The sequence below is a fragment of the Phycisphaerae bacterium genome, assembly GCA_019636475.1.
Taxonomy (GTDB): domain Bacteria; phylum Planctomycetota; class Phycisphaerae; order UBA1845; family UTPLA1; genus JADJRI01.
The window spans coordinates 346,062-372,450 of the sequence record JAHBXN010000001.1; the positions used below are offsets into that span (position 1 = coordinate 346,062).

General features: G+C 59.1%; 21 protein-coding genes and 1 tRNA gene. 18 read left to right on the top strand and 4 right to left on the bottom strand.

The genetic code is table 11. From position 1 onward, the window contains the following. Positions 1-8: 8 nt before the first annotated feature. The 11 genes from KF841_01450 (at position 9) to KF841_01500 (ending at position 12,404) form a co-directional block, all read left to right on the top strand. Entirely contained in the window at positions 9-1,211 is a 1,203-nt protein-coding gene (locus KF841_01450; GenBank protein ID MBX3394011.1) for a class I SAM-dependent RNA methyltransferase, read from the top strand. 60 nt (positions 1,212-1,271) lie between these two features. Next, positions 1,272-2,597 (top strand): hypothetical protein, encoded by a 1,326-nt coding sequence (locus KF841_01455; protein MBX3394012.1) that lies wholly within the window; start codon positions 1,272-1,274, stop codon positions 2,595-2,597. A gap of 115 nt (positions 2,598-2,712) precedes the next feature. Further along, positions 2,713-3,357: an NAD(P)H-dependent oxidoreductase subunit E gene (locus KF841_01460; protein ID MBX3394013.1), complete on the top strand. Its 645-nt coding sequence runs from the start codon at positions 2,713-2,715 to the stop codon at positions 3,355-3,357. Position 3,358: 1 nt separating this feature from the next. After that, positions 3,359-4,681 carry a hypothetical protein gene (locus tag KF841_01465; GenBank protein MBX3394014.1) on the top strand — a complete coding sequence of 441 codons (1,323 nt, stop codon included), beginning with the start codon at positions 3,359-3,361 and terminating at the stop codon, positions 4,679-4,681. Continuing rightward, a complete protein-coding gene (locus tag KF841_01470) occupies positions 4,678-5,940 on the top strand; it encodes a hypothetical protein (protein MBX3394015.1) in 1,263 nt (420 codons plus the stop codon). The genes KF841_01465 and KF841_01470 overlap by 4 nt, the downstream gene beginning before the upstream one ends. A 107-nt stretch (positions 5,941-6,047) precedes the next feature. Next, complete coding sequence (gene nuoF, locus KF841_01475) at positions 6,048-7,394, top strand: NADH-quinone oxidoreductase subunit NuoF (protein ID MBX3394016.1); 1,347 nt, start codon at positions 6,048-6,050, stop codon at positions 7,392-7,394. Positions 7,395-7,519: 125 nt separating this feature from the next. Then, complete coding sequence (locus KF841_01480) at positions 7,520-7,777, top strand: DUF4258 domain-containing protein (GenBank protein MBX3394017.1); 258 nt, start codon at positions 7,520-7,522, stop codon at positions 7,775-7,777. Positions 7,778-7,793: 16 nt separating this feature from the next. Beyond that, positions 7,794-8,030, top strand: a complete 237-nt coding sequence (locus KF841_01485) for a type II toxin-antitoxin system MqsA family antitoxin (protein ID MBX3394018.1) — start codon at positions 7,794-7,796, stop codon at positions 8,028-8,030. 239 nt (positions 8,031-8,269) lie between these two features. Further along, the gene (locus KF841_01490; protein ID MBX3394019.1) at positions 8,270-9,613 is read left to right on the top strand and encodes a hypothetical protein; all 1,344 of its coding nucleotides are present in this window, start codon (positions 8,270-8,272) and stop codon (positions 9,611-9,613) included. A gap of 301 nt (positions 9,614-9,914) precedes the next feature. Further along, positions 9,915-11,078: an FRG domain-containing protein gene (locus KF841_01495; protein ID MBX3394020.1), complete on the top strand. Its 1,164-nt coding sequence runs from the start codon at positions 9,915-9,917 to the stop codon at positions 11,076-11,078. Positions 11,079-11,687: 609 nt separating this feature from the next. Next, a complete protein-coding gene (locus tag KF841_01500) occupies positions 11,688-12,404 on the top strand; it encodes a hypothetical protein (protein ID MBX3394021.1) in 717 nt (238 codons plus the stop codon). Positions 12,405-12,549: 145 nt separating this feature from the next. Here the strand turns inward: KF841_01500 and KF841_01505 are convergent, their stop codons facing one another. After that, the gene (locus KF841_01505; protein MBX3394022.1) at positions 12,550-13,404 is read right to left on the bottom strand and encodes a hypothetical protein; all 855 of its coding nucleotides are present in this window, start codon (positions 13,402-13,404) and stop codon (positions 12,550-12,552) included. A 291-nt stretch (positions 13,405-13,695) separates the two neighbouring features. Further along, a tRNA-Thr gene (locus KF841_01510) sits at positions 13,696-13,767 on the bottom strand. Between the two features lie 118 nt (positions 13,768-13,885). On the opposite strand from KF841_01510, the gene KF841_01515 reads away from it, so the two are divergent. Both KF841_01515 and KF841_01520 read left to right on the top strand, forming a co-directional pair. Further along, positions 13,886-14,686 (top strand): SDR family oxidoreductase, encoded by an 801-nt coding sequence (locus tag KF841_01515; GenBank protein ID MBX3394023.1) that lies wholly within the window; start codon positions 13,886-13,888, stop codon positions 14,684-14,686. A gap of 3 nt (positions 14,687-14,689) precedes the next feature. Next, complete coding sequence (locus KF841_01520) at positions 14,690-16,135, top strand: aldehyde dehydrogenase (protein ID MBX3394024.1); 1,446 nt, start codon at positions 14,690-14,692, stop codon at positions 16,133-16,135. A gap of 28 nt (positions 16,136-16,163) precedes the next feature. Here the strand turns inward: KF841_01520 and galE are convergent, their stop codons facing one another. Both galE and KF841_01530 read right to left on the bottom strand, forming a co-directional pair. Beyond that, entirely contained in the window at positions 16,164-17,159 is a 996-nt protein-coding gene (gene galE / locus KF841_01525) for a UDP-glucose 4-epimerase GalE (protein MBX3394025.1), read from the bottom strand. Positions 17,160-17,195: 36 nt separating this feature from the next. Further along, the gene (locus KF841_01530) at positions 17,196-19,565 is read right to left on the bottom strand and encodes a pyruvate, phosphate dikinase (protein MBX3394026.1); all 2,370 of its coding nucleotides are present in this window, start codon (positions 19,563-19,565) and stop codon (positions 17,196-17,198) included. A 405-nt stretch (positions 19,566-19,970) separates the two neighbouring features. Between KF841_01530 and rpsU the strand changes: the two genes are divergently transcribed. The 5 genes from rpsU to KF841_01555 all read left to right on the top strand — a co-directional run bounded on the left by rpsU (position 19,971) and on the right by KF841_01555 (position 26,386). After that, positions 19,971-20,162, top strand: a complete 192-nt coding sequence (gene rpsU / locus KF841_01535; GenBank protein ID MBX3394027.1) for a 30S ribosomal protein S21 — start codon at positions 19,971-19,973, stop codon at positions 20,160-20,162. Between the two features lie 223 nt (positions 20,163-20,385). Further along, the gene (locus tag KF841_01540; GenBank protein MBX3394028.1) at positions 20,386-20,862 is read left to right on the top strand and encodes an EVE domain-containing protein; all 477 of its coding nucleotides are present in this window, start codon (positions 20,386-20,388) and stop codon (positions 20,860-20,862) included. Positions 20,863-21,070: 208 nt separating this feature from the next. Further along, positions 21,071-22,300, top strand: coding sequence for a peptidase T (gene pepT / locus KF841_01545; GenBank protein ID MBX3394029.1), 1,230 nt, complete (start codon positions 21,071-21,073; stop codon positions 22,298-22,300). A gap of 123 nt (positions 22,301-22,423) precedes the next feature. Then, positions 22,424-24,781 carry an OPT/YSL family transporter gene (locus KF841_01550; protein MBX3394030.1) on the top strand — a complete coding sequence of 786 codons (2,358 nt, stop codon included), beginning with the start codon at positions 22,424-22,426 and terminating at the stop codon, positions 24,779-24,781. 54 nt (positions 24,782-24,835) lie between these two features. Continuing rightward, on the top strand, positions 24,836-26,386 hold the full coding sequence (locus KF841_01555; protein MBX3394031.1) for an MFS transporter: 1,551 nt from the start codon (positions 24,836-24,838) through the stop codon (positions 26,384-26,386). The last annotated feature ends 3 nt before the right edge of the window (positions 26,387-26,389 follow it).

A 26,389-nucleotide genomic window follows, 5' to 3' on the forward strand; every position in this document is an offset into this window, starting at 1 on the left:
CGGAGAATATGGATTTCACCAGCCAAGCCGCGATCCGCCTCACCTGCCCACGTGGAGCGGCGGAACTTTTGCGCGCCGAGATCGAACAACTCGGCTTCAGGGTGGACACCGTCGGCCACTCCGTCGTTGAAACATCTGGAACACTGATCGACGCCATGCGGATGAATCTCCACCTGCGGACGGCTGTCAACGTACTCTATCAGCTTGCGCAGTTTCCTTGTGACGGCCCCGATGAGCTTTACCGCGCCGTTCGCGACGTACCGTGGGAAAACTGGCTCTCCCCCGATACCTATTTCACTGTTGTCTCACGCGGAAATCACCCGAGCATCGACAACTTCATGTATGTCAATCAGCGCGTAAAGGACGCGGTCGTTGATCGGATGATCGAACACTTCGGCCGCCGCCCGGATACCGGCTCTGAACGCGACGGCTTCGTCCTCAATGTCATCTGGTTCGGCGAGACCGCCGAATTGTTCGTCAACACTTCCGGGCGCAAGCTCTCGGACCGCGGCTACAGGAAACTGCCGCATGATGCTCCCATGTCGGAATCTCTGGCCGCTGCGGTGATTCTCGCCACCGGCTACGACGGATCCGTGTCACTGACCAATCCGATGTGCGGCAGCGGCACGCTCGCCATTGAGGCCGCGCTGATTGCCACGGGAAGGCCGCCGGGGCTCTTCCGCACGCATTACGGCTTTCAGCACATTCGCGGTTTCGATGAAGACGCCTGGCGGGAAATGCGAATCGCCGCAAAGAAGATGCGCAACCGGGTGGAGCCCAAACCCATCGTCGCGACTGATATGGACCCCCGCGCGATCGACGCCGCGCGGAGAAATGCCGAGACCGCCGGCGTGCACCATATGATCGAATTTCACCAGTGCGATTTCACCAATACCCCCCTGCCAAGCGACAAAGGCGTGGTGGTGCTCAATCCAGAATACGGCATGCGGATGGGCGAAATCAAAGCGCTCGAGTCAACCTACGCACGAATCGGCGACTTCTTCAAACAAAAATGCAGAGGCCATTCAGGCTACGTATTCTCCGGGAACCTCGAACTTGCGAAGAAAATCGGGCTGACGGCCAAACGCCGCATCATCTTCTTCAATGCCCGGATCGAATGCAGGCTACTTATGTACGAGTTGTACGAGGGATCTCGCCGAAAGCCGAAGCCCGGCGCGGAAAGTGCCGCTGATTCCGCCCAACACGGATAGCGATCAGAGCATTGCCGCGTGTTCCCCGATCAGCCCGATTCCATGATGCCGGATGCGACCGTGAATAGCAGACTGGATCCTCCAGCCAAGCCGCCGGTTCAGCGGGTGTCGTACATTCGGCACATTTTTGCACTGCTCCTGGTCTTCGGCACGATCGAAGCGGCGCAGCAGCGGGGCATTGCATGGTTCGACTGGACCGCTTCCACCGGATTGAATCCCGCGTTTCAGGAAGCATGGGCCTGGCGAATCGGCCGGCTCGACCTGCGCTATCGCCTGCTCGACGCCGCGTATCTGCCTGAGGTGCAGCGAGTCTACAACGTCTATCCGCCGCTCATCACGCTCATTACATACCTCGCCGTGTGGATGGTTCCCGTCGAAACAGCGATGCCTACGCCTGAATCGATGCCGGCATTTCACATCCTGCCGCTGATCGTATTCGGAATTTCAGTGCCGCTGACAGCATACGCCGTGTTCTTCAGACGGACTCGAAGCGTGGCCGCAGCCGCTTTGCTCACACTGGCACTTGTTGGCGGCTCAGCGGTCATGCCCTGCATTGCGGCCGCCCGGCAGGACTACATCTATCACCAGAATCACTTGCTCTCGCAAGTCGGGCTGCTACTGTTGGCAGGAGAATTGTTCGGGAGACGCCGCGCATGGGTCTTGTTGGTCGGTCTATTGATCGCCGCGTGGACGAGGCAACTCACCATTTTCTTCGCACTGCCGATCTTGTATGTCCTCGCCACTTCAATCGCGCGGCTTCAGCACGGGGACCAACCTGCGATGGCCGACGTCAGTTCCCTCCGATTCGGTAAGCTCGCATCACTCGCGATCGGAATCGCGTTTATCGTGTGCGTCCCTTTGGCGATGAATCAAGCGAAATTCGGAAATGCGTTCGACAGCGGCTATCAGCACCTTTACCACGATCGGACCACCCCAGCCGCCATCAATGCGCGCCAGTATGGCCTTTTCTCACCTCACTTCGTCGGCATGAATGCTTATTATATGAATACGGCGCTCCCGTTCAGCTTCGACGACGACAACCGGATTCGTTTCGATCCGTCTCCGCACGGTACCGCCCTCTGGTTCACGACGCCGATCGCGTTGCTTGCAGTCATCGGCATTTGCCGAAAGCCTCGAGATCAGGTTGCCTTCGCACTGTGTGTTGGCTCCATGCCGATCGTGCTTGCGCACCTGTTTTATCACAACACTGGCTATGTTCAGCATGGCTACTACCGGTTTGCACTCGATTACCTGCCGGTCTGGCTCGTTGCTGCGGCTCCGTGGCTTATGAGAGGGCGACAGCGCTGGCTTTCCACCGCATGCATCCTGTGGAGTGTGGCGTATTTCGCCTACCTGCGGCACGCCTTGCCATCAACGGCGCTATAGCGAAGCAAGTCGCCCGCCCCCGTAAGGACGTGCGTTCCTGCCGTCGATCGGTTAGACTTCGGCCCGTGTCGCGAGCCTTCGAATCATCGCGATCGATCGAGATTTGAGGTGTTACATGGCTTGGCAGGCAATTGACCGCCGCACCCCCGTGTTCGACTCCGAAGCGCCCCCGTCGCTCAGCGAAACCGTGCGTGAGAAGATTCGTTCGTTCCTTCCCCGCTACGAGACCAAGCGCGCCGCCCTGCTGCCGGCGCTTCATGTGGTACAGAACACGCTGGGCCACATCAGTTATCAGGCGATGTCCGAAATTGCGGAGCTCCTCGAGATTCCACCCAGCGCGGTGCTCGATACGCTCACGTTCTACACCCACTTCTGGGATCACCAAAAAGGCCGGAAGGTCATTGTGGCCTGCCGAAGCCTGTCCTGCCAGGTCATGGGTGGCGATGCCGTTCTCGCTGCACTCAAGGACGAACTGAAGATCGAGGAGCACGGCACCACAGCCGACGGCAGCTACAGCCTGCTCACGGAAGAGTGCCTCGCCGCCTGCGATCATGCTCCCTGCATGCTGATCAACGAGAAATTGCACAAGTCCGTAAAGCCGGACGATGTGAAGAAGATTCTCAAAGACCCGAAAAACGATCAAATCGCGCCGCAAAGGTCCGATCTTTTCGATCCCCCTTCACAAGCCGTCGGCGACGGTGGCGACGCCACGAAGATCATCGAAAAGACGTCCGACATTCAGGAGATGCGGGAGTCGTGACTTGGCAGATCCCGCCGCGAATCAGAATCCGCGGATCGGCTCCGGCAAGCCGCAAGCGAGACATGTCGCCCTGATCTTCGGTCTCATGGCGGTCGGCGTTTATCTGACGGCGGGGCCTCGCCTACAACTTTCCGAATGGCGTGTGGCGCCGGACGTCAATCCCAATGTCATTGAAGCCATGGCCTGGCGACACGGCCGCCTCGACCTCCCCGTCCGTTCCGCCCACCCTGAACGCGCCGGCCAGCGACCGCTCGATACGGCCGTGCGAGAGAATAAAGTCTGGAACGTCTTTCCGCCGCTCTTCACATTCATAACTTACGGCGCACTGACACTTCAAGACTGGCAGGGCGTCGGCTCCGACGGCGACTCCGTCTTCCATCCCGCATGGTATGTCGCAATCGTGGCACTCCCACTTCCGCTCGTCGCATTCTGGGCCTTTTCGCGGGCCGCATCCTCGGCCGGTCTTCGATCGAACGGCCATTCCGCCTATATGACCGCCGCTGTTCTTTCAGCCTACCTCATTCTCGGGACGCCCCTGCTATTGATTCTCGAAGGCTGTCGCGACGGGTCCGTGGCAGTGAATCAGGTCTTCGCCACGGTCGGTTTACTGCTCGTCGCCGGCGATCTGCTCGGCAATCGAAGGATCTGGCCGGCCGCGATCGGTTGCACCATCGGGCTGTGGTCGCGTCAACTGACCGTGATTTATCTGGTCGCGGTGGCGTGGACCGCCTGGTCGGCCGCCGCAAGCGCACGATCTCGCCGGATCCGGATGACGGTCGTTGCACTCGCCGCGTGCATGGGCTTCGGAAGCGTCGCTACGCTGAATGAGTTGAAATTCGGCTCGCCGTTTGAAAGCGGCTACGGTCTGATCTACGAGGGCCGTGACGACGTTTACGCTCGTCGCTATGCCGAATTCGGCCGCGCGTTCGATCCGAGATTCATTCCGCGCAACGCATGGCACATGTGGGCGGCTCCTCCGATGGTGGAGCCACGCGGCTCACTCGCAATTCGCGTCACGGGAGATCCGGACGGTGCGGCATTCTGGTATGCATCTCCGCTGCTTCTCTACGTGCTGTTCGACGCGCGCCGATGGTGGCGCGATTCGGATCGGCGCGGCCTCATGCTCTGTTCAATGGCAGTGATGCTTGCTTTGCTGTGCTATCACAACACCGGTTCCGTTCAACGGGGGTTTCACCGTTTCGCGATGGACTTTGTTCCGATCTGGCTGGCAGTAATCGCCCCGGATCTCTTTAACGGCCGGCGAACATGGATTACACTCGGCCTGCTTGCTTATAGCGCCCTCTACTTCCATCTGATTGCATGAGTGCCGCGATTCCGACATCCCCGAAAAACGAATCACGGCTCCGCGCGATGGGCTGCTTCGTACTCCTCGCAGTTGCACTGAACGTGTCCCTTGGCGACAAGGTGCGACTCTCGCAGTGGCATGTTGACTCGGACGTCAACGCCGCCGTCGCCGAAGGCGCCGCTTGGCTCAATGGCCGGCTCGACATACCGTTTCGAGGCACAGACGCCTCAAACGCCGATGAACGACCGTGGGACACCGCCGCATTCGACGGAAAAGTCTATAACGTGTTCCCGCCTCTGGTCGCCTTGCTGACCGTGGTACTGCACCCGCTACATTCGATGCTGCTCGGTCTACCCGATGGTGTCTGGTCGCCTTGGACGTTCGCCTGGCTGGTCTATTGGCCGTTGCCGATCACTGCTTTCCTCGTCTTCAGGCGGCGCGTGGGTGACTCGGCATGGGGAGCATTACTCGCGTTTGGATTCATCGGGGCAACAGCCGTTTATCCGAATCTGCAACTCACCGGCCGCGGACTGCTCGGCCAGATGAATCACACCCTCTCAGGCATCGGCCTGCTGATTCTTGCGGACGACCTGCTCGGGCCGCGCCGCTTCTGGCCGGGACTCATCGGCCTGTTTATCGCGACCTACACTCGTCAGGTCACCCTTCTTTACGGGCTGGCATTAATATGGGCGGCATGGCATTTCCGCGGACCGAAGATGGCGGCGGGCTGCCTTGGAGCCATTATCATCATTGTGGCACCGCTTCTGATGCTGAATCAGGCGAAGTTCGGCAGTCCGTTCGAATTCGGCTACAAGTACATTTACGTCGGCCGCGATGATGAATTCGCCCGAAACTGCGCACAGTATGGCGTATTCTCGCCCCACTTCCTGCCTGGCAATGCATGGTTTATGCACCTGGCCTTGCCGGAACTGGCCGAGTTGGACCCCAACAGGCTATTGATCCGCGAAGCCAACCCGTATGGAACCAGCATCTGGATCACGACGCCGCTCCTTCTGCTCGTCCTTTGGAATGCCGGCACCTGGTGGTCCAGCCTGGCCGGCCGTGCCATGATGCTATGCACTTTGCTCATCATGGCGGTGCTCTTATGTTATCATACCCCCGGACACTGGGGGCATGGTTACAGCCGATTCGCGATGGATTTCATCGTGATCTGGTTGGTTGTAATCGCACCGCTGACGCGCGGATGCCGTCGAACGCCGGCCACGCTGGCCTGCATCGCATGGAGCGCGTGGTATTTTCAGTGTCTCAAGGTGTAACAAGTGCGATAGGCCGGATGCGAATCGCGAAATTCAACGCACATCGCGGACCGCACGAGTGGTCCTAGGACTTGCTCCGGCAAACCTGCGATTTCATGGACAAACCCATGCCAAAATATGAACCCGTCCTGCTCAGGAATCTCGGCGTCGAAAACATCCGGTCTCTCAAGACCTACCAGTCGCGCGGCGGATACGAAACCGCCAGGAAAGTCCTCACCACCCTGACGCCCGATGCCGTTATTGAGACAGTCAAGGCGAGCGGCCTGCGCGGCCGTGGCGGCGCCGGTTTTCCCTGCGGCATGAAATGGTCATTCCTGCCACCCAACCGCGAAGTGACATACCTCTGTGTCAACGCAGATGAATCGGAACCGGGCACCTTTTGCAATCGCGTGCTGATGGAGGAAGACCCGCACCAACTGCTCGAGGGCATTCTTATCTCCGGCTATGCGACTCGCACGACCACCGCATATATCTACATGCGAGTCGAATTCCACGAGCAGTTCCACATCCTCCAGAAAGCCCTCGACGAAGCCTACGCCGCCGGTTTCTTCGGCAAGAACATCTTCGGCACCCCCTTCTCCATGAACTGCTACATCCATCGCGGCGCGGGCGCCTACGTCTGCGGCGAGGAGACCGGCCTCATCGAAAGCCTTGAAGGCAAGCGGGGGTGGCCGCGGATCAAGCCGCCCTTCCCAGCCATTGAAGGTCTCTTCCGCCGCCCCACCGTCGTCAACAACGTCGAAACCCTCTGCTGCGTCGTTCACATCTTCGAACGCGGCGCGGAATGGTTCAAATCCATCGGCACCGAAGGCTCCGCCGGGCCGAAGCTCTACACCCTCAGCGGCCCGGTCAACCGCCCTGGATGTTTTGAAGCGCCCCTCGGTCTTTCATGCCGGGAACTTATTTTCGGCGACGACTACGGCCGCGGCATGAAAGACGGCAAGCGCGTGAAAGGCTGTATCCCCGGCGGGCTGTCGGTTGGCGTTCTCACGGAAGCCGAGCTCGACTGCAAGCTCGACTTCGACGATGTCCGCAAGTACGGCCTGCTCGGTCTCGGCACCGCCGGCGCGATCGTCATTCCCCACGATGCCGACATCCGCCAGGTGCTGGCCAACATCACGCGGTTCTACAGTTCCGAAAGCTGCGGCCAGTGCACCCAGTGCCGCGAGGGCACCAACTGGGCCTACAAGATCGCGTTGCGCATCGCCCTTGGCGCCGGCCGCATGACAGACCTGGACCTGCTCGAAGAGATCACGACCAACATGGGCATGATGCCCGGCCTCTCGATCTGCGGCCTGCCGGACGGCGCCTGCTTCCCCATCCGCACCATCGTCCGGAAGTTCCGCGCCGAATTCGAAGACCACATCCGCAAGCAGGAACCCCACCGGGTGGAGACCGTCCTCAAACGCCTGAACCCGGCGACGTACGAGTTGCCGATTCTGGGGGCTCGCTGAGTCATTTTGCGACTCTCCCTTGAAAGGAGAGGCTGGATGAGGGTGATTCCTGACCCCCGTGCCAGCGGGGCGAGTGTGGTGAAGCGGAGAATGCCTTTCCCGTGTTCGATCGAATCTTGAAAAAGATGCGAGAGTTGATCCGTACCGGTCAATACATCGCCACAACCCACGCGCTCGACGAGATGGAAGCCGACGGCCTCATCATTTTCGATGTCGAGCATTGCATCCTGGCTGGCCGAATTCTGGTGCGCCAGAAGGATCGCATGACCGGAGAGTGGAAATACGTGGTGGAAGGGCCGGCGCTCGACCACAAGCTTATTCACGTCGTTGCAAAAATCGGGCCCACCGGTAAGCTGATCATTATCACGGTCTATCGGGTGTAATCGTGGGACGGCAGTTATGGTGTGCGACATCTGTGGAAACAAGAAGGCCCGCGTCCGCCGAATCACGCGCAGCTTCGGTCGCGGCCGCTCGACGTTTCTGATCGAAAACGTGCCGGTCGTTTCCTGCCCATCCTGCGGCGAAAGCTACCTGACGGCCGCCACGCTGAAGGAAATCGAGCGCATCCGCCTCCACTGGCGCGAGCTGGCGGTCGATACCAACATCCCATTGGCGAAGTTCGAGGGCGCGGCCTGACAGCGGAAACAAGGGACCTGCTGCTTGGCCAGTGGGCCGAAGGGCTTCATCCGCACGATCGTCCCGAAGTCCCGCGGAGAATTCGAAGACCACATCCGCAAGCAGGAGCCCCACCGCGTGGAGACCGTCCTCAAACGCCTGAACCCGGCGACGTACGAGCTGCCGATTCTGGGGGCGCGTTGACTTGATCCAAAATCATCGTCCGCAATGGTCGCTGTGATCGCAGTGAGGAATTCTGCTTGGCTGACTATCGCAAGAACAAGACCACGACCCCGCGCGGAGTCTTGATTGGTGGACAAGATCGCCCAGGGCTACCTCGGGTCCTTGCCTACGCACTTCCCAAGGTCGCAATAAAATCAGGGGACCGCATCATTCATGACCTAGAGCGCATTACTCTCTATGCTGCTCCATTAGGTCATCCGAAGTCATTCCTTGATTTTGACGCAATCGTGTTGTATGCCGGGATCTTCGAACAACGTTCACCGGGTAGTTACGACTATATTGCCTACATTCGCACGGATGTGCGAAACGCGAGCGACCTTAATCGCAGAGATCATGAGCTTAATACTTGCATTGACGAAGATCGGCCCATTATCTTTCTAGTTCCAGATCTACCTCGAAATGTGGGCTACCCTGCGACGGACGACAATGACCTCTTTAGGCGATTCCTTAACCGCAACGAGTTTGAATGGTATCACTCAAAGCAGCCCGAAACTTTCGAGGCAGAGATTCCAGAATTCGAGGAGTATCTTCGCAGGCATGGAGTCGCGCATGTTGGATTTAAATTCGGCGACGAGATAATAGATTCAATCGTCCCCATAAATGACAGCAAGAGGCACTGCGTCGCATGGGAGTTTTTGCAACGGATTTTTGTCCTTCCCGCCCGTGAACCATCGGATCAAGAGGACGCGATTTCCATTGCCGAATCCGCCGTCGAATCTGTACTAAACTACCGCGAGCGTTTGGTCAAACAACTCCCGAAATGGACTGCGGAGTATCGGTCTCAGCGGGAATCCTTGCTACTCGACAGTATCGCTTCTATTTCTGCCCAACTCGATAAGTCAAAGGAAGAGTTGGCGGATATCGAAGCCCGCAAGAATCTCCTGACGCAAAAAAGTGATCTCTTAGTTTTTCACGTTGCAAAGCTCCTTGAGGAACAACTTGGCTTCAAGATTCAAAAGGACGACGTCAAGATCCAAGACGCATCGATCCTCGACGACAATGGCGGCATTCGCGTGGTGGTCGAGGTAAAAGGCTCTTCTGGCTCCTTTGGCTTGAAAGAAATTGGACAGGTTGATTCCCATCGCAAACGCGTCAATCTTGATCCAGGTACTCTTGGCTGGCTAATCATGAATACGAAACTTGGCGCGACCTCGCTTCAAGAAAAGCAAGACGATCGGCCAGTCCCCGACGTGCAGCAAAGAGCCAGAGACGACAACGTACTTCTGATAAAGACTCTTGACCTTCTAATGTGTGTCGATCTAATTGAGCGAGGAATCTTAGACCGTGAAGAACTTTCGGCAACTCTCCTTGGTTCCAACGGCTGGCTCCATGTCGAGGACGATCGCATCGTCGTCGAATAAGCTCGCCCAAGCCGTTTTCGACAGATGTCCACCAGACTGCCTCAGATGCAAGAGGCACGAATAAATGCCTGTCCGATTGACCAAAGTTGGGAGAAGCGGCTGACAAATGGATGCGTGGTCTTTATGGCAACGGTACCGGTCCATACAGATGGACTCATGGGGCCCGCATCGACTTTTTGCAGGTATTCTTTCGTGCCAAAACTCAGTAGGACTTTCGGGCAAAGAAATCTCAGACTTCATTGGACAAAACCTTGAACCCGGCGTTGTGCCAGGTTTTCTCACTGCTGGCTCAAGTACTGTAGTGCCCGACGCAGCGAGTGCCGCCCTCTGCTTACACCTTGACCAGGAAATCTCTCTTCAGGCGTGCGGCTGTCCAAAGGTCTACCGTGGTCAGGCTGACGTGGATGGATGGACAATTCAACCCAGTATTGATCGCTTCATGAAGTCAGACGTACGGGAGCATCTTAGGCAGTTATATGCAGCTACTATATTCGCTCTCGTGCTGTACGAAATAAATTGGTATGCGTCAGAAAGGTTCGAGAAGGCATGGCACTTGGACCAAAATACCGCAATGTCGATGGCACGACATCACGGATTCGCGTCGCCGCTAATTGACTTCACCACTGACCCTTCCTTAGCGGTTATTATGGCCCACAAGCAGGCGGTGTGCGGAAACGCGGAATTCGCGTGCGTCTACAGCTTCGAAGTCGACAATGATGAATTCAAGTTTACTTCAACCATTCCTCCGCCCCCCATGCTAAGATCGGCCCGCCAGCACGCCGTTTACTACTCCAGCCAAGTTCCAGGGGACGAGCCGAACATAGGCGGATCATACAAGATCAGATTTCCTGCCTCGTCGAAGATGCTAGGAGACACGGCGCTTCTTCGAGACAGTAAAGAGACCGATATTTTCCACGCTGACCCACTCTTATCGAGGCTTGAGTTAATCGTTCGCGATCTCATGCGTACCATGCCTGTAGCTGCGATCAGCTACGAGTCGGCGGAACTCGCGAACCCCAAAATGGTCCCTGATTCCCTGAAGCAATTTGCAAAGTCAATACTCTTGACGCTCGTTGATGAGAAACTACTGAGTGATGAAGACGGCAGATTTCGATACTGTTCGCCAGACGAGGCTACACGGGAGTGGTTCCTCGTAGTTACCGATATCTTGCACTCGCTCTTGGGGGTTCAATGGCATGACGCCGGGAAGTTTTCATTTAGAAGCAGCATGATTAATCGCTTCGTACGCGATAACTGGATTACCGTGCAGATTTACTTGTATATCTTTATGACCAGATGCCGCGGAACACCCCTCGAATCCCTCAAAACCATAATAAAGCCGTTGAACACAAGAATCCTCGAGATTTCAGACGGCAGGTGTGGGGTGATCGACCGCGAACTAATCATGGAGGGTGCGACTCTGGAGATAGGCAAGGGGATAACCTGGAATAAGGTAGAGCGTTAGCTGCTTGAACAGAAGACTCTGATTAGGCTAGCGTCGGGGCGCTTCTACGGCTCATTGGGTAAGGAGATCAGATCTCAGTGCCTCCGTAGGTGGCTTCTTGTCCTAAGCCGGAATTCCTCAAACACGAGCAGGTTACCGATCGTCCGTAACCCCCTCCGCCCTGCCCGTCACCGGTTCACAGGCACTTGTCGCCGGTTACGAACGATTCGTAACCGGTTACGGGCGGCTCGTCACCGGTTCGAGGCCGCTCGTCACCGGTTCGCGCGATCGGCGAACCGGGTGCCGCCAGGCCGTCACCGGGCGGGGATCATCCCCGCCGCACCTTCTTTCATCCCCGCCGCTCCTTCTTTCGCTCCCACCGCTCGTTTCTTTGCCCCCGCCGCTCCTTCTGTCATCCCCGCCGCCCGGTTCGTCGCTCCCGCCTCACCCGGCGCCCATAATCTCCATCCTCCCAGCCCTGCCGCCCCTCCGCCGCGCGCCGGCCTGAATCCTCCGCCAATCGAATCGCAAGCCGCCCCAGTCGCCGACCGAAAACAGCGGAAAGGATTCCGCGTCGAAGCGGGTGCGAGAACGGATTCTCGCACCAGCGGGCGTCGGCGTATCGAGGTTTTGACGTTCTGGCGTTTTGACTTTTTGGCGTTTCTCACCATGCCCAACATCCACACCATGCCGCGGGCCGACGGCGACTTCGACGCCTGGCAGAAGAACTTTGTCGCCTACGCCCTCGCCCACTCGACGGCGCTGGGCCTCTCCCATGCCGAGGTCGAGGCCCTGGAAGATGCCCAGACCGGCTGGCGGAAGGGTTTGGGTCAGGTGACCGATGCCCGGGCCTATCTCGCCTCGTCGGTCGCCGCCAAGAACGATGCCCGCGACGCCTTCGCCGCCATCATCCGCAGCGCCGCCGTCCGCATCCAGGCCAACCCCGAGATCGACGATGCCCAGCGCGCGGCACTCGGCCTCAACGCCCCGCGCGCCACCGGCCCGGACTACCCGGCGCCCGATTCCGCCCCGATCGTGATGATCGACGCCGGCGCGCGGCTCGTCCATCGCCTGCGGCTCATGGACAGCGAACACCCCACGCGCTTCGCCAAGCCGCGCGGCGTCTTCGCCGCTGCCATCTACGTGGCACTTACCCCGCCGGGCGAAAACGCCCCGGCCGACCCGGACGACTACCGCTTCGCCCTCACCGCCACGCGCTTCCCCGCCGCCGTCGAATTCAAGGGGGCCGATGCCGGCCAGACGGCACACTACCTCGCCCGCTGGCTCAACACACGCTGCCAGCCCGGTCCGTGGAGCGCCACGACGAGCGCGACCGTCGCGGGCTGATGCGCGGCCGTCGCGGGCTGATGCGCGGCCGTCGCGGGGTAACCGGCTCCGTTCCGAAAGACGCCCGCCCGCCGCAGGGGCGAGAGAAGACGGACGCCGCCCCTCATCTCCATCCCCATCCCCATCCCAAACTCGGGCGTTCCCCTCACGGTCGCGGCCCGATCTTCCGATGCGAGATCACGACATCATCCATGTACAGGTGATGGTCCTTCGCGGCCGTCACCTTGCCCCCGTGATACACGTCCAGCCACACCTTCTCGATCTTCAGCTCCGGCACATCGCGAAATCTCAGATCCGTCTTTTCAAACACGGGCACGTCATCGACCCATGCCCGCAGCACCCCGTCATTCTCTCCCGGCGTATTCATCCGGGCGAATTGCTCGATGCAATACCAGCGATCCAGCGCAAGGCCGCCGCCCTCGACCGCCCAGTAAAGGCCGTCGCCATACGGTCCGGCCATGTCGGCGTGATAAATGTAATATCCGATCGGAATCCGCCCCTCGGCCGTCCTGGCGCCGAACAGCCCGCGCGCCGACCAGCCGTTGCGACCGTCCGACGGCATTCCGCCATAGCCCGCGCGAAAGTACGTGCCCGCCAGACCCGGCAGCTTCCCCGTATGCACCGGATCAAAATCGCCGGCCAGCCGAAGGTAATATCGAAAGTAAATCTCCTCAGGCTCCTCTCCGGTGTGCCATCGGAAATAGTAGGCGAGATGATAAATACCGTAGTGCTCGCCCTCGCGCAGTGTCACGCGAAGGGCGCGCCCGTCAAGCGGCTCGAACCCGCGATCGATGTCGTCGGCCACGGGTTGGGCATGAAGCGGCAGGGCAAGCGGCGCGAAGGGCGCCCGCCAATCCGCCGACTCAAACCCGATTCTGATCATGACACCGTCAGTTGCCGGATCGGTGTCGTTTGTCGTACACGGCGACGGTTCAAACCCCGATCCATCTGATGCGGAATCATGACATCGCACGGACACCAGAATGAGTCCCAACGCCATGAGACATCTTCGCACGCCGCCGCGACTGAGCCCTCCGGCGTGTGGGAAAATGTAAGAAACAGGGTCCATCATCGCAGCAATGACACGGTCATGTCGAACGGGTGTGAGAGGCCTTTCTCGCACCCACTCCGTGCGCCAGCCGATCCCGCACCGGCATCACGTCACCCATCCGACGCCAACCCGGGAATGCGAGGCCCTTCTCGCACGAGAATCCAGACCCGCGCGCAACAGACCCATCACGCGAGGTCCAAAACAAAACCAACGAAAAGAAAGACCGCCGGCCGAGCCAACAGCCGACACTGGGATTTGAACCCAGGACCCCAGCTTTACGAAAGCTGTGCTCTACCGCTGAGCTATGTCGGCAACATGCAACTCCCCTTCATCTTCCGCAGGAATCGGCCGGGCGTCAAGATCTGCCCGTTGTGTTATCATTTCGAACCGCGAATTGTCGAACCGATACGGGAACATGGGAGGATCCATCATGACGGGGCCGCAAGATCTCTTACTCGTCGGAAAGCAGGCCGTCGTCTGCGGGAGCACCCAGGGCATCGGCCGCGCCTGCGCACACCGATTCGCCACTCTTGGCGCCTCCGTCACCCTGCTCGCTCGCGACGCCGCCGCGCTGGACCAAGTCCGCACAGAATTGCCCACGCATGACGGCATCCAGCACCGCACCCTCGTCGCCGATTTCGCTTCACCCCATTCCGTGAAAGAGGCCATCACGCGGCACGTCGACGCGACCGGCACGGTTCACATTCTACTGAACAACACGGGCGGGCCCGCTTCAGGCCCGATCATCGAGGCCGCACCAGAAGCATTCCTCCGCGCGATCGAAATGCACGTCGTTTGCAATCAGATACTCCTGCAAGCTGTCCTGCCCGGCATGAAAAAGGCAAAATACGGCCGCATCGTCAATATCATCTCCACGTCGGTGAAGGAGCCGATTCCGGGGCTCGGCGTCTCCAACACCACCCGCTGGGCTGTCGCCGCATGGGCCAAGACCACAGCCGGAGAGGTTGCTCCGTTCGGTATCACGGTCAACAACGTTCTTCCAGGATACACGGCAACGGGCCGGCTTGACGCGCTGATCCAGAAAAAGGCCCAGGCCGCCGGAACCGCGACTGACGAAGTTCGAGACGAGATGATCGGCCGTATCCCGATGAAGCGGCTCGCCACCGCCGATGAGATCGCCGCCGCAGCGGCCTTCCTCGCGTCACCGGCCGCTTCCTACATCACGGGCGTCAATCTGCCTGTCGATGGCGGTCGCCTGGGGAGCCTGTAACCCATGATTCGCATTGAGCACTACATCAACGGTGAGTTGTCCCCGCCCCGCTCCGGCGCCTATCTCGATAACATCGATCCGTCCACGGGCCACGTCTATTCCCTCGTGCCCGACGGCGATGCCGCCACGGTGGACGCCGCCGTCCTGGCCGCCGAATCCGCCTTCCCGGCGTGGTCGCGCACGCCCGCCGACGTTCGCTCCAGCCATCTGCTGCGGATCGCCGACGCCATCGAGCATCGCCTCGAAGAATTCGCGCTGGCTGAGTGCATCGACAATGGCAAGCCCCTGTCACTGACACGCAGCCTGGACATTCCGCGCGCCGTCAAGAACTTTCGCTTTTTTGCCACGGCGATTCTGCACGCCCGCAGCGAGACCCACGTCACGGACGGACTCGCCCTCAACTACACCTTGCGACAGCCGCGCGGCATCTGCGGTCTCATTTCACCCTGGAATCTGCCTCTGTATCTCCTGAGCTGGAAAATCGCTCCGGCCATCGCGACGGGCAACACGGCGGTCGCCAAGCCGTCCGAAGTCACGCCCATGACGGCCTACCTCCTCTCGCAGGTCTGCCGCGATGTCGGACTCCCGCCCGGCGTCCTCAACATCGTGCACGGCCTCGGCGCCAAAGTGGGTGCGGCCATGACGGCACACCCGGGAATCACCACCCTCTCATTCACCGGCGGCACCGTCACGGGCCGCGAAGTCGCCCGCTCGGCAGCCCCGTTGTTCAAGAAAGTCTCGCTCGAACTGGGCGGCAAGAATCCGAACATCGTCTTCGCGGACGCCGAAATGGACAAGGCGGTCGCCGAGAGCGTGCGCGCCGCCTTCGCCAATCAGGGCCAGATCTGCCTGTGCGGATCACGGATTTTCGTCGAGCGCTCCGCGTATGACGAGTTCGTCGAACGATTCGCCGCCGAGGCCGGCCGCCTGCGCGTAGGTGATCCGCTGGAACCGGGTGTCGATCAAGGCGCGATCGTTTCGAAAGCTCAGTTCGAGAAAGTCAACTACTACGTCAAGCTGGCGAAGGAGGAAGGCGGGAAGATTGTGGTGGGCGGCTCGCCGCCGCCGCCCGTAAATGACCGCTGCCGCGACGGTTATTTCTTCTCGCCGACCGTCATCACCGGACTCGGGCCGAATTGCCGCGTGAATCAGGAGGAAATCTTCGGTCCCGTCGCCACGATCATTCCTTTTGATGCCGAGGACGAGGTGGTTGCATATGCCAATGGCACGGCATACGGCCTGGCCGCAACACTCTGGACCCAGAATCTTACCCGGGCCCACCGTTTGGCCGAGCGGATCAACAGCGGCACGATCTGGGTGAATTGCTGGCTGATTCGCGACTTGCGCGTACCCTTCGGCGGCATGAAGCAGAGCGGCGTCGGCCGAGAAGGCGGCGACGAAGCCCTGCGATTCTTCACGGAACCGAAGAACGTCTGCATCGCGACATGATGCGGCCGGTGGTCAACTCGTTGCCGATTTAACCGCCACGATCGCCGTACCCATGCGGGTGCGAAGCGTGCCATTTCCAGGCGCTGGCGACGATATCCTTGAGTTCCGTATATCGTGGACGCCAGCCCAGTTCCCGCTGCACCAGCGACGAATCGGCGTACAATACGGGAACATCTCCCGCGCGACGAGGCGATTCCACGATCGGAATCGCGTGCCCCGTCACCACGCGGGCAGCGTTGATCACCTCGCGCACACTCGCCCCGCGGCCGGTGCCGGTGTTGTAGAACCGCCGATCGCCGGGCGAGAGCGCGTCCAACGCGAGGGCGTGCGCGTCCGCCAGATCATCCACGTGGACATAATCCCTCACGCAGGTACCGTCGGGAGTTGGGTAATCCGAGCCGAAAATGTGCACGGCCTCGCGCTGACCGAGTGCCACTTTCAGGACATTCGGAATCAAATGCGATTCGGGATTGTGATCTTCCCCGATCGACCCATCGTCGCTCGCACCGGCCGCGTTAAAGTAACGCAATGCCGCGAAACCCAATCCCCATGCCTCGGCGGAATCAGCCAGCATCCACTCGACCGCCAGCTTGTTCCGGGCATACGGGCTCGCGGGATTCGGCGTCATGCTTTCAGTAAGAGGCATTCGTTCGGGCGTGCCATAGATCGCGCATGTGGAACTGAACACAAGGCGTTTCACGCTGTGCTTCTGCATCACTCGTAGTAGGTCAATCGTCTTTGCAACGTTGTTGTGATAGAAGCGCAGTGGCTGTCTGACCGATTCGCCCACTTCAATAAACGCCGCAAAATGCATGACGGCGTCAAACCGTTCCCCATCGAACAACGCATCAAGTCGGACGCAGTCGTCCAGATCAAAGGCAAACAGGCGCGCGCCCGGCGCCACCGCCGCCCGATGACCTGAGCAGAGGTTGTCGAGCACGGCCACTTCATGTCCAGCCGCCATCAGAGAGCGAATGCAATGGCTTCCGACATAACCCGCGCCGCCCGTAACCAGTACCTTCATGCCGATCTCCGCCCGAAACATCCAACGCACGCACCGTCACGGTTTCACCAGATAGGCCAGCGCTCGGTCCTCATTGCCGTTCATATCCACCCGCAAGAATCGCCCGCCCGCGACCGACGGCACATGGATCACGCGTATGACGTTGCCGAGCGTGCCTGCATCGGGGATGAGGTCAGAAAGGCAGTTTGCCGATCCGCTCAGGAAGGTTTCATTGAATCGATTGCGTCGATCATCCGGATAAAGAGGCAGGTAAACGATTCTGGCCTCGACGAGATCCTGAAAGAAATGCGTTCCGTATGACACTTCGGGCACATACCCGTCCTTCTCTCGCGCCACCTCGATCAGCATGCTCGCTCGATTGATATCGGCATATGAAACCGGAACGCCAAGCCGGATGTCATTGCTCCCCCACCGGCCCGGGCCGATCAATATGAACTTCCGGCCCGTCAGTTTCTCGTTCAGACGTCCGATCGCGCGGGCAATCTCGACGCGGCCTTCCCGTGTCGGCACCATGTCGTAATCACGCGGATCGATATACACGACGTATTCGATTTGAGATACAGCGCCTGAGCGAATGAACTTATTGGCACTGAAAACGACGCGCTCGTCGGAGACATCCGTGGGAATCGCCACGGCCTCGGATTCTCCATACTGATTGAGTGTGCGACACTGAAGAATGTAGAGCCGCTCACCGTCGTGCGCAAACTCGACGTCCACGGCATTTCCGTACGTGTCCTCCAGCTTTCGAAGGATTCGTCGAAGCTGTTCAGGGAGGATGCCTTCATTCATCAGCTTGTCGAACGTAATGTACAAATCGCGATGCGGCGCGTCGATGTAAGTCCCCATCGGCGGCACGAGCATGCCGTCGCGCCGAATCGACACGCAGCGATCAAGCATCGGAAAATCCGCCGCGTGCTCAAGCAACTGCTCCAGCCTGATCGACTCCAGGCGATTCGTCTCCACGTTTATTACGTCAATCGTGCGCTGCGCGTTGGATAGAATCTCGTTCGTGCTCGACTCGAAGCGCAATGTCGGCAGACCCAGCGCCGCGAGCCGCGGCGATTCGCCGGCCACCCGATCGACGGCGCGCGTTCCAAGGCCCATGACGATTCGGACCAGGCCGTCCTCTTTCTTGATCCGCGGACTCCATCGGTACTCGTTTCGGCTGAATGCCACGCCCGCAAAAGCCGGTGCGAAGTAAGGACCGAATCGTTTCCCGACGACCTTCTGGATCAGAACCGCCATGTCCTCTTCATAGTCGATGAGATCGTGCTCGCGTCGATAGAGCAACGGATCCGGCCCCAGCGCGCTGGCGTACACTTCGGCAATCGCGCCCAGGAGCGCACTGAGCCGATCGTCCATCGATCCCTGGTTGGCCACGAAAAGACTGGCGTATTTCCCGCTGAATGCCGTACCGAAACGATCTTCGAGCAGGCTGCTCGACCGGACGATCAGTGGATGATCGCCAATCTTGACCAGCATGTTACGCAACTGATCGACAATGCCGGACGGAAAATCAGCGTTGCGAAACACGGATCGAATCAGTCGATATTCCTTGTGAATCTCGTCAGACGTCTTGTATTTCTGATTCTGATATTCACCCAGTCCGTTGAATGCGATGAAATCCTCGATCACATCCGAACGGAGGTAGTACGATTCGGGCATCGAAAGCGCGTAGCTTTCCGCCGGCGCGCCGGTGGGTGAATAGGTCGAAGTCGCGGCAGGTGTTGCGGAGTCCGGCGTACCGCCATGTCGCCGTGCGCTGAGAATCGTCGCGGCGAGGTACATTCCGGCGGCTTTGCCGCCGACCCGGCCCATTCCCGCCTCAGGGCCGATCGTGCGCTCGATAATCCCTTCAAAGTCGCGGATGCGCAACCACTTCTTCGCAATTGCGATGAACTCGAGTTGATCGCTGATCAGATGCCGGATGAGCCCGACGCGAATACCCATCGCCTCGTCGGGAGTCAGTTGCAATTCCCCTTCGGGCAGTGCGCAAAAACGGCGGACCGTATCGGCCAGAAGTCGAAATGACACCGAACCCAGCGTGACGATCGCGCGAAGCTTGTCCGCCTCTTCCCGCTTCAATGTCAGGTTGACAATCTCGTCGATTTCGTGCGCCCGAAGATTCTCCACGACGTACCGGCGCGTAATCTGGTTCACGAGGTCGCGTTCGACCAGATCTCCACGCGGCGCATTGGCAACATTCGGATTCAACGGATCGACGCCTGCGGTCGTCGTACGACCGGCCGCCGCCCGCGCTTCCTCATAAACCTGATCGATTGATACAACACCCTTCTCATGGAGGGTGAAGAGAAGCTGGCGCAGAATTCGATCGGTCAGATGCGGATAAATCGTCAGATGCTCGTCCAGCCGCTCCGCTGCCCGCGTGTCCGCTCTGCCAGGCATCACCGCTCCTCAGATCCATCGCCCAATGGAGATGGCGGGCGCCGGCGTCCGTCCCCACTCCACCGGCCATCGGCCCCCAACGATTCGCTGTCGGGTATCTTAACTGCGATGCTGTTCAGCCGCCCAACTCGACGGCATTAGTTGCACAACTACTTGCCAAGTATTAGCTTATATCGAAAACCACGTCGACGACATTTGCCGTTGGCGTTCCAAAACGCTCCGATTCGCTTCACCGCTCGGCTGAGTACATCCACAGGCAACTCCCCCAGACTACTGTCGCATTGCGAAATTGTCGATTGGAGCGTATCATGCCGTGCTCGACCGATCGGGTACGGACCTCCGGTCAGCCAAGTGGAACCCGTAAATCTGCGACATTCTGATGCGAAAGGCGAAGTGACGTTCAGTATGATCAAAGTCAAACCACGACCCGGTGAACCTGTTCAGCAACTGATGCGGCGGCTCAAGAAGCTCTGTGAACGCGAAGGTGTCCTTCGCGAGATGAAGCGAACAGCATACTACGAGAAGCCGTCGGATCGAAACCGGCGCAACAGCCGTAAGTCGAAGCGACGCATCCAGAAGACGCCGGGCAGCTTCTGATCGGGTCGCGCCTTCGCAGCACAACGATCGCAGAGCAAATTCAGCAGTGCACCTCCAGCGGATCCGGTTCGGGTCCGCTTTTTTTTGCACAGCGTCAAAAGAGCCGCTTCAATCATCGCCGAGACGATTGAATCAATGATACGTCGGCGCAGTCATTTCACAGCACGGGCCCGACGTGATGAGCAATCGCGACGGCATCACGATCGGAGGCATCGTCCCACACATGGCAAATACGCAGTACTGGCTCTTCAAGTCGGAATCGTCGGACTATTCGATCGACAACCTCCAAAGCGATGGCCGAACGCACTGGGACGGCGTCCGAAACCACCAGGTGCGGAACTACATGCGCGACAACATGAGAGTCGGCGACCGAGTCTTGTTCTACCATTCGAATTCTAATCCGATCGGCGTTGCGGGCCTCGCGCGTATCTGCCGAACCGCCTATCCGGATCATACGGCGCTCGACCCGACAAACCCGCATTTCGACGCCCGATCGACAAAGGCAGACCCGATCTGGTTGATGGTGGACATCGAATTTGAGGCGAAGTTCCGCGAGATCGTCACCCTCGATCGTCTCCGCGCCACAAAAGACCTGGACGGCCTGCTCGTACTCAAACGCGGCCAGCGTCTGTCGATCATGCCGGTCGAACAGCGGCATTTCGCCCGGATTGAGAAACTCGGAATGAGCCCTGCCAAGTGAACCGTATAGCGACCAGCATTCGCCGAGCCCCGCGCGAAGTGCAGTCCGCAATCCGTATCGTTCTCCAACCCCGCCCGGGCCGGGGAGACGCGGTGAAGGCCGATTTGCGTCTGTCCGCCTGACGCCGTAAAACTCACGCCATTCGATTCCGATCAGCGACACTGCGCGCTCTTCGACACGACCGCATCTGGACCATAGGAGGATTGCCGTGGAAACCCTTCTGGATCGCTTTATTCGTTACGTCAAGGTTGAAACCACCGCGAAGGAGGATTCACCGACCTACCCAAGCACACCCGGACAGCTCGATCTAGGCCGGATGCTGGCCGATGAACTCCGCGCATTGAAGCTGGAAAACGTCACGATGGATGAGCACGGCATCGTGATGGCGACCGTTCCGGGCAATGTCGCGGGCGCGCCCACGATCGGCTGGTGCTCGCATGTTGACACATCGCCCGAATTCACGGCGAAGGACGTGAAGCCGCAGATCGTGAAGAATTATGACGGAAAGGATATCACCCTGCCCGGCGATAAGTCGCGCGTCATCAAGGTCGACGAATGCCCCGCATTAACCAATATGACGGGCAAGACGCTGATCACCACGGACGGCACCACGCTGCTTGGCGCGGACGACAAGGCCGGGGTCGCAGTCATCATGTCCGCGGCCGCGCACATGATGGCCAATCCGCAAATCAAACACGGCCCCATCCGAATCATCTATACCTGCGACGAGGAGATTGGGCACGGAACGGACCATCTCGACCTTCAGAAGATAAACTGCACCTGCTGTTACACCCTCGACGGAGAAGACGAAGGCAATATCGAAAACGAGACATGGTCGGCCAACCTGGCAACCGTCACTATCACCGGGAAAAACATTCATCCCGGCTTCGCAAAGGGCCGCATGGTCAATGCGATTCGCCTTGCGGGCCAGTTCATCGAGCGCATTCCCTGGCACACGCTTTCGCCGGAAACGACTGAGGGCCGCGTGGGCTTCCTGCATCCGTACGTCATCGAAGGCGGAGTGCCGGAGGTGAAGCTGAAAGTGCTGCTCCGCTCATTTGTGACGAAGGAACTGGAAGATCAGGCAAATATCCTGAGAAACATCGCCGCAACGCTGAAAGCCGAACATCCTGCGGCGGAGATCAAGATTGATGTCACCGAGCAATACCGAAATATGCTGGAATACCTCAAGAAGGAGCCGCGCGCGACGAAGCTTGCGGAGCAGGCCATCCGCAATTCCGGAATCGAACCGAAGTATCAGAGCATCCGCGGCGGTACCGACGGATCGCGCATGAGTGAAAAGGGGTTGCCAACTCCGAATCTTTCAACCGGCATGCACAACTTCCACTCGCCACTGGAATTCGCCTGTCTTGAGCAGATGGAAAATGCGGTCAAAGTGCTCGTCGAACTGGCTCAGTTGTGGGGCAAGGAAAAGTGATGAAGTAATCGACGCGAGGCGTGCAGCCACCCAGGGCGGCCGCCGAAGGCCACGACAAGCGCAGGCCCTCCTGATCGCAACTACATTGGTGCCGCCGTCCGGAATTCAACCAAAGGAACATCGATGTCCACTGAACCGATTCAAATTCAGACCCAGCTTCCGGAAAACGCCTATCGCGAGTTGAAGCCCGGAGAGGCTTACACGCCGATGGTCCCCGCCGGAGTCACCGTGCCGGAGATCACCGGCCGCTCGATCGCATTCGGGATTGTGATGAACATCATCTTCTCGATGGCGGCGACCTACCTGGCGCTGAAAGTCGGTCAGGGTATCGAGACCGCGATTCCGATTTCGATTCTGGCAGTTGGCTTCTCCGGATTTATGCTGAGATCGGGCTCCCGCGCCAGCTCATTGCTCGAGAACGTGAACATTCTCGCCATCAGCACAACCAGCGGCATCGTCGCCGGCGGGACCGTGTTCACAATGCCGGCGATTTATATTCTCAACCTGAACGGCACGCTGAAGATCGACGGGCTTTCGCTGTTTCTCATGATATTTCTCGTTCCCCTGCTGGGAGCGATACTGGGTGTTCTGTTGCTTGTGCCGTTCCGGCGCTACTTCGTTCGAGACATGCACGGCAAACTGCCTTTCCCCGAAGGCACCGCCACGAATGAAATACTCGTCACCGGCGCCAGCGGCGGCTCGCAGGCGATCGTATTGATTTACTCATTTCTACTGGGGATGGTCTACAACTGGCTTTCCAGCCCGATGAAGCTCTTCAGCGAGGAATTCACCACGGCTGCAATCCCGAAAATCGAATCCTTCACGCATCGAATCAAGGCTGTGTTCTCACTCGGAACAGGCGCGGAGTTTCTCGGGCTTGGTTACATCATCGGTGTGCGCTACGCATCAATCATCGTGGCGGGGTCTTTTCTGTCGTGGTTTGTGATCATCCCGCTGCTTGCACCGCTCAATTACCAGCATGTCCTCCAAATCAATGGTGAAGCCGAGGCCCATCATGGCGAGATCGACTCGACCCGGTTGCTCACGCTGCCCATGACGATGGCGGCATCCCTCGATCGACTGGCCGACAAGGAGCTGAGCGACCAGGAAAAACTTGATCTGCGCAATGCCGCAATCGCGGAACTGCGCCCGGCGTTCATGGAGGCGGGTCATCCCCTGACCAAGAAGGACGCAATGATCACGGTCAAATCGGCCGGCAAAGAGTGGAAAATCCGCGACGAAAAGCGAACGTACGAGCTCAAGGCCGACGCCGAGTCGGGCGGCATTTCAGTGATGGGGCTGCTTCCCGGTGCGGACGACCTGTTTCTTGCAATTCCACGAAGCATCGGCATTGGCTGCATTTTTGCGGCCGGCCTTTTGTCCATTCTCAAAATGAGCAAAGTCATCGCCACGGCGCTTCGACAGGCGCTCGGCGGCCTGTTCAAATCCAGCGGCGGCTTGCAGGATCGTACCGACACCGACATTAGCTATCCCGTGTTGCTGCTCCTCGGACTGGTGACGGCCGCTGCCATCTGGGCGTACTTCAGGTTCGTCGCTCTTCACGACATCGCGGGCGTTGAGCGGTTATCTCTCATCGCACTGGTGCTGGCCATTTTTGTCGCGTTCGTGTTTACAACCGTTTCAGCCTGGGCGATCGCCATGATTTCCGTCACGCCGATTTCCGGCATGACTGTGACAACGATCATCATCACGGCCGTCGCGCTGCTTGCCGCCGGCTTGCCCAAAAGTGAGGCGGGCATGCTGGCGACGCTGCTGGTCGGCGGTGTCGTCGCTTCGGCGCTGTCAATGGCCGGCACCCTCGTCACTGAATTCAAGATCGGCTACTGGGTCGGCGCGAGCCCGAGGCGCATCCAATGGAGTGCGATTCTCGCATCCGTCCTGGCGTCCGCGGTCGTCACCGCCACGATCATGATTCTGGCCAAATCACCGGGATACGATTCCACAACAAGCACCGAAGCGCTCCAGGCCCCACAGGCGAACCTCATGGCAACCGCACTCAAGAGCTTCGTCGGTTCCGGCGACGTGCCATGGACGGTGTATGGCGTGGGCGTGGTAATCGCCTTGCTATTGCAGATGCTCGGTATTTCGCCGCTGGCGTTCGGACTCGGCATGTATCTGCCAATGGCTCTGAACACACCCATTCTCATCGGCGCGATTGTCGCGTGGATGGTGCAGAAAAGCTCAAGCGATCCGGCAAAAGTCAAGGGAAGAAACGACAAGGGCATCCTGCTCGCTTCCGGTCTCATCGCCGGAGCGGCGATCATCGGCGTGGTCAAGAGCGTAATAAAGCTCATCAGCAAGGACGTCCTTGACTCCGTAGACATCAGCTCCGTCGTGGGCGACGACGCAGCCCAGAACTGGGCCGGCCTCATTGCATTCGGGGTCCTCTGCTTGTTTGTCTATCTGGACTGCCTGCGCGCCAAGCCCAGCCAATCCACGGGTTCCTCGTTGCAGCATTGAGAAATCCGATCTTTCCTTCAGCGGTGTTTCCGCGCCTACACACGGGGATAGCACATGAACATGCCCGCGACCGGAACCCACTCCGGCATGTCGCCGATCAGGACGGATGACTCGGAACCCCCGCGGCAGGCGACGCGCGGCTTCCCGTTCAACTTCTGGCTGCTCAACACGATCGAAGCGGGTGAGCGTCTCGCGTTCTACCTCGTCTGGCCGATCCTGATGATCTACATCGCGCAAGCCGACGATCCCGGCGGATTGCATCGCTCCCAGGCAGACAAGGGAACGCTCATCTTCTGGTTCTCCCTGGTCCAGATCATCCTGCCGATCATCAGCGGCGGCTATGCAGATCGATACGGATTCAAGCTGTCGCTCATGGTTTCGATGCTCATCAGCACCTCCGGATATGCGATAATGGGGATGGAGCATACATTTGCAGCGGCATTCTGGGGCATGATGCTCGTCGGCGTCGGCGCGGCGTTCTTCAAACCGGCGATTCAAGGCGCCCTTTCCCAGCTTCTGACACGCGAGCAATCGTCGATCGGATGGGGAATCTTTTACTGGGTCGTCAATATCGGAGCGATGATCGGACACTGGATCTCGCCAATCATCCTCCTCTCGCCAACAACGCCGGGAACCTACCAGCGACTTTTCTTCATCGCAGCAGGTTGTTGCGCCTTCAATTTGATCGCCCTGCTGATCGTCTTCAGGGATGTGCCCAGCGGCGCTTCCAAAGAGGTGCATCCACTCAGGGTTCTTTGGAACACCGCCAGAAACATCGTCGAGCCGCGATTGCTCGCGTGGCTTCTGATCATGTCCTGCTTCTGGATGATGATGTACCAGCTTTGGGATGCTCAGCCGAATTTCATTCGCGACTGGATCAACAGCGAATCACTGGCCAGCGCGATGCCGGTCGAGCGCTGGCGTGAGTTGGGCGCCGATGGAAAGCTGCGCGTGCCGCAGCAGGTGTTGCTTTCGCTCAACAGCCTGCTCATTGTCGTGTTTGTTGTGCCGATTTCGTTCCTCGTTCGCAAACTTCGCAGCCTGTCCGCCATGTTGCTGGGAATGGGAGTTGTCACGCTGGGTGTCTTTGCGGCGGGGACGACCCAGAGCGCGTGGATCGTCCTCGCAGGCATCACGATGTTCTCCCTTGGCGAAATGCTGGTCGGACCCAAGAAGAGCGAGTACCTCGCCCTGATCGCACCCGCCGGAAAGAAGGCGCTCTACCTGGGCTATGTCGTCATCCCGACAGGCATCGGCCGCGGCGTCGGCAACAAGCTGTCGGGCTGGCTTTATCAGGAAGTGTGCGAAAAAGCGAACCTCTCGCTGAAGTATCTCGCCGAGCATACGCCGCTACTTGGCGAGAAGAAATGGGACGGCCGCGCCGCTTCGCTCGAAAAGGTGACTGGCATCAGTCGAACCGACGCGTTCTCAAAGCTGCAGGAGGTGCTGAACGTCAACTCGGATCAGGCGACCCAACTCCTGTGGGAAACCTATCACCCGCAGTATTACTTCTGGCTGCCATTCGTGGCGGTGGGTGTGGCCGCGGCAATTGCGCTGTTCATCTTCGGACAGATGGCGAAAAGGTGGGCGGACATGAACGCGTAATGG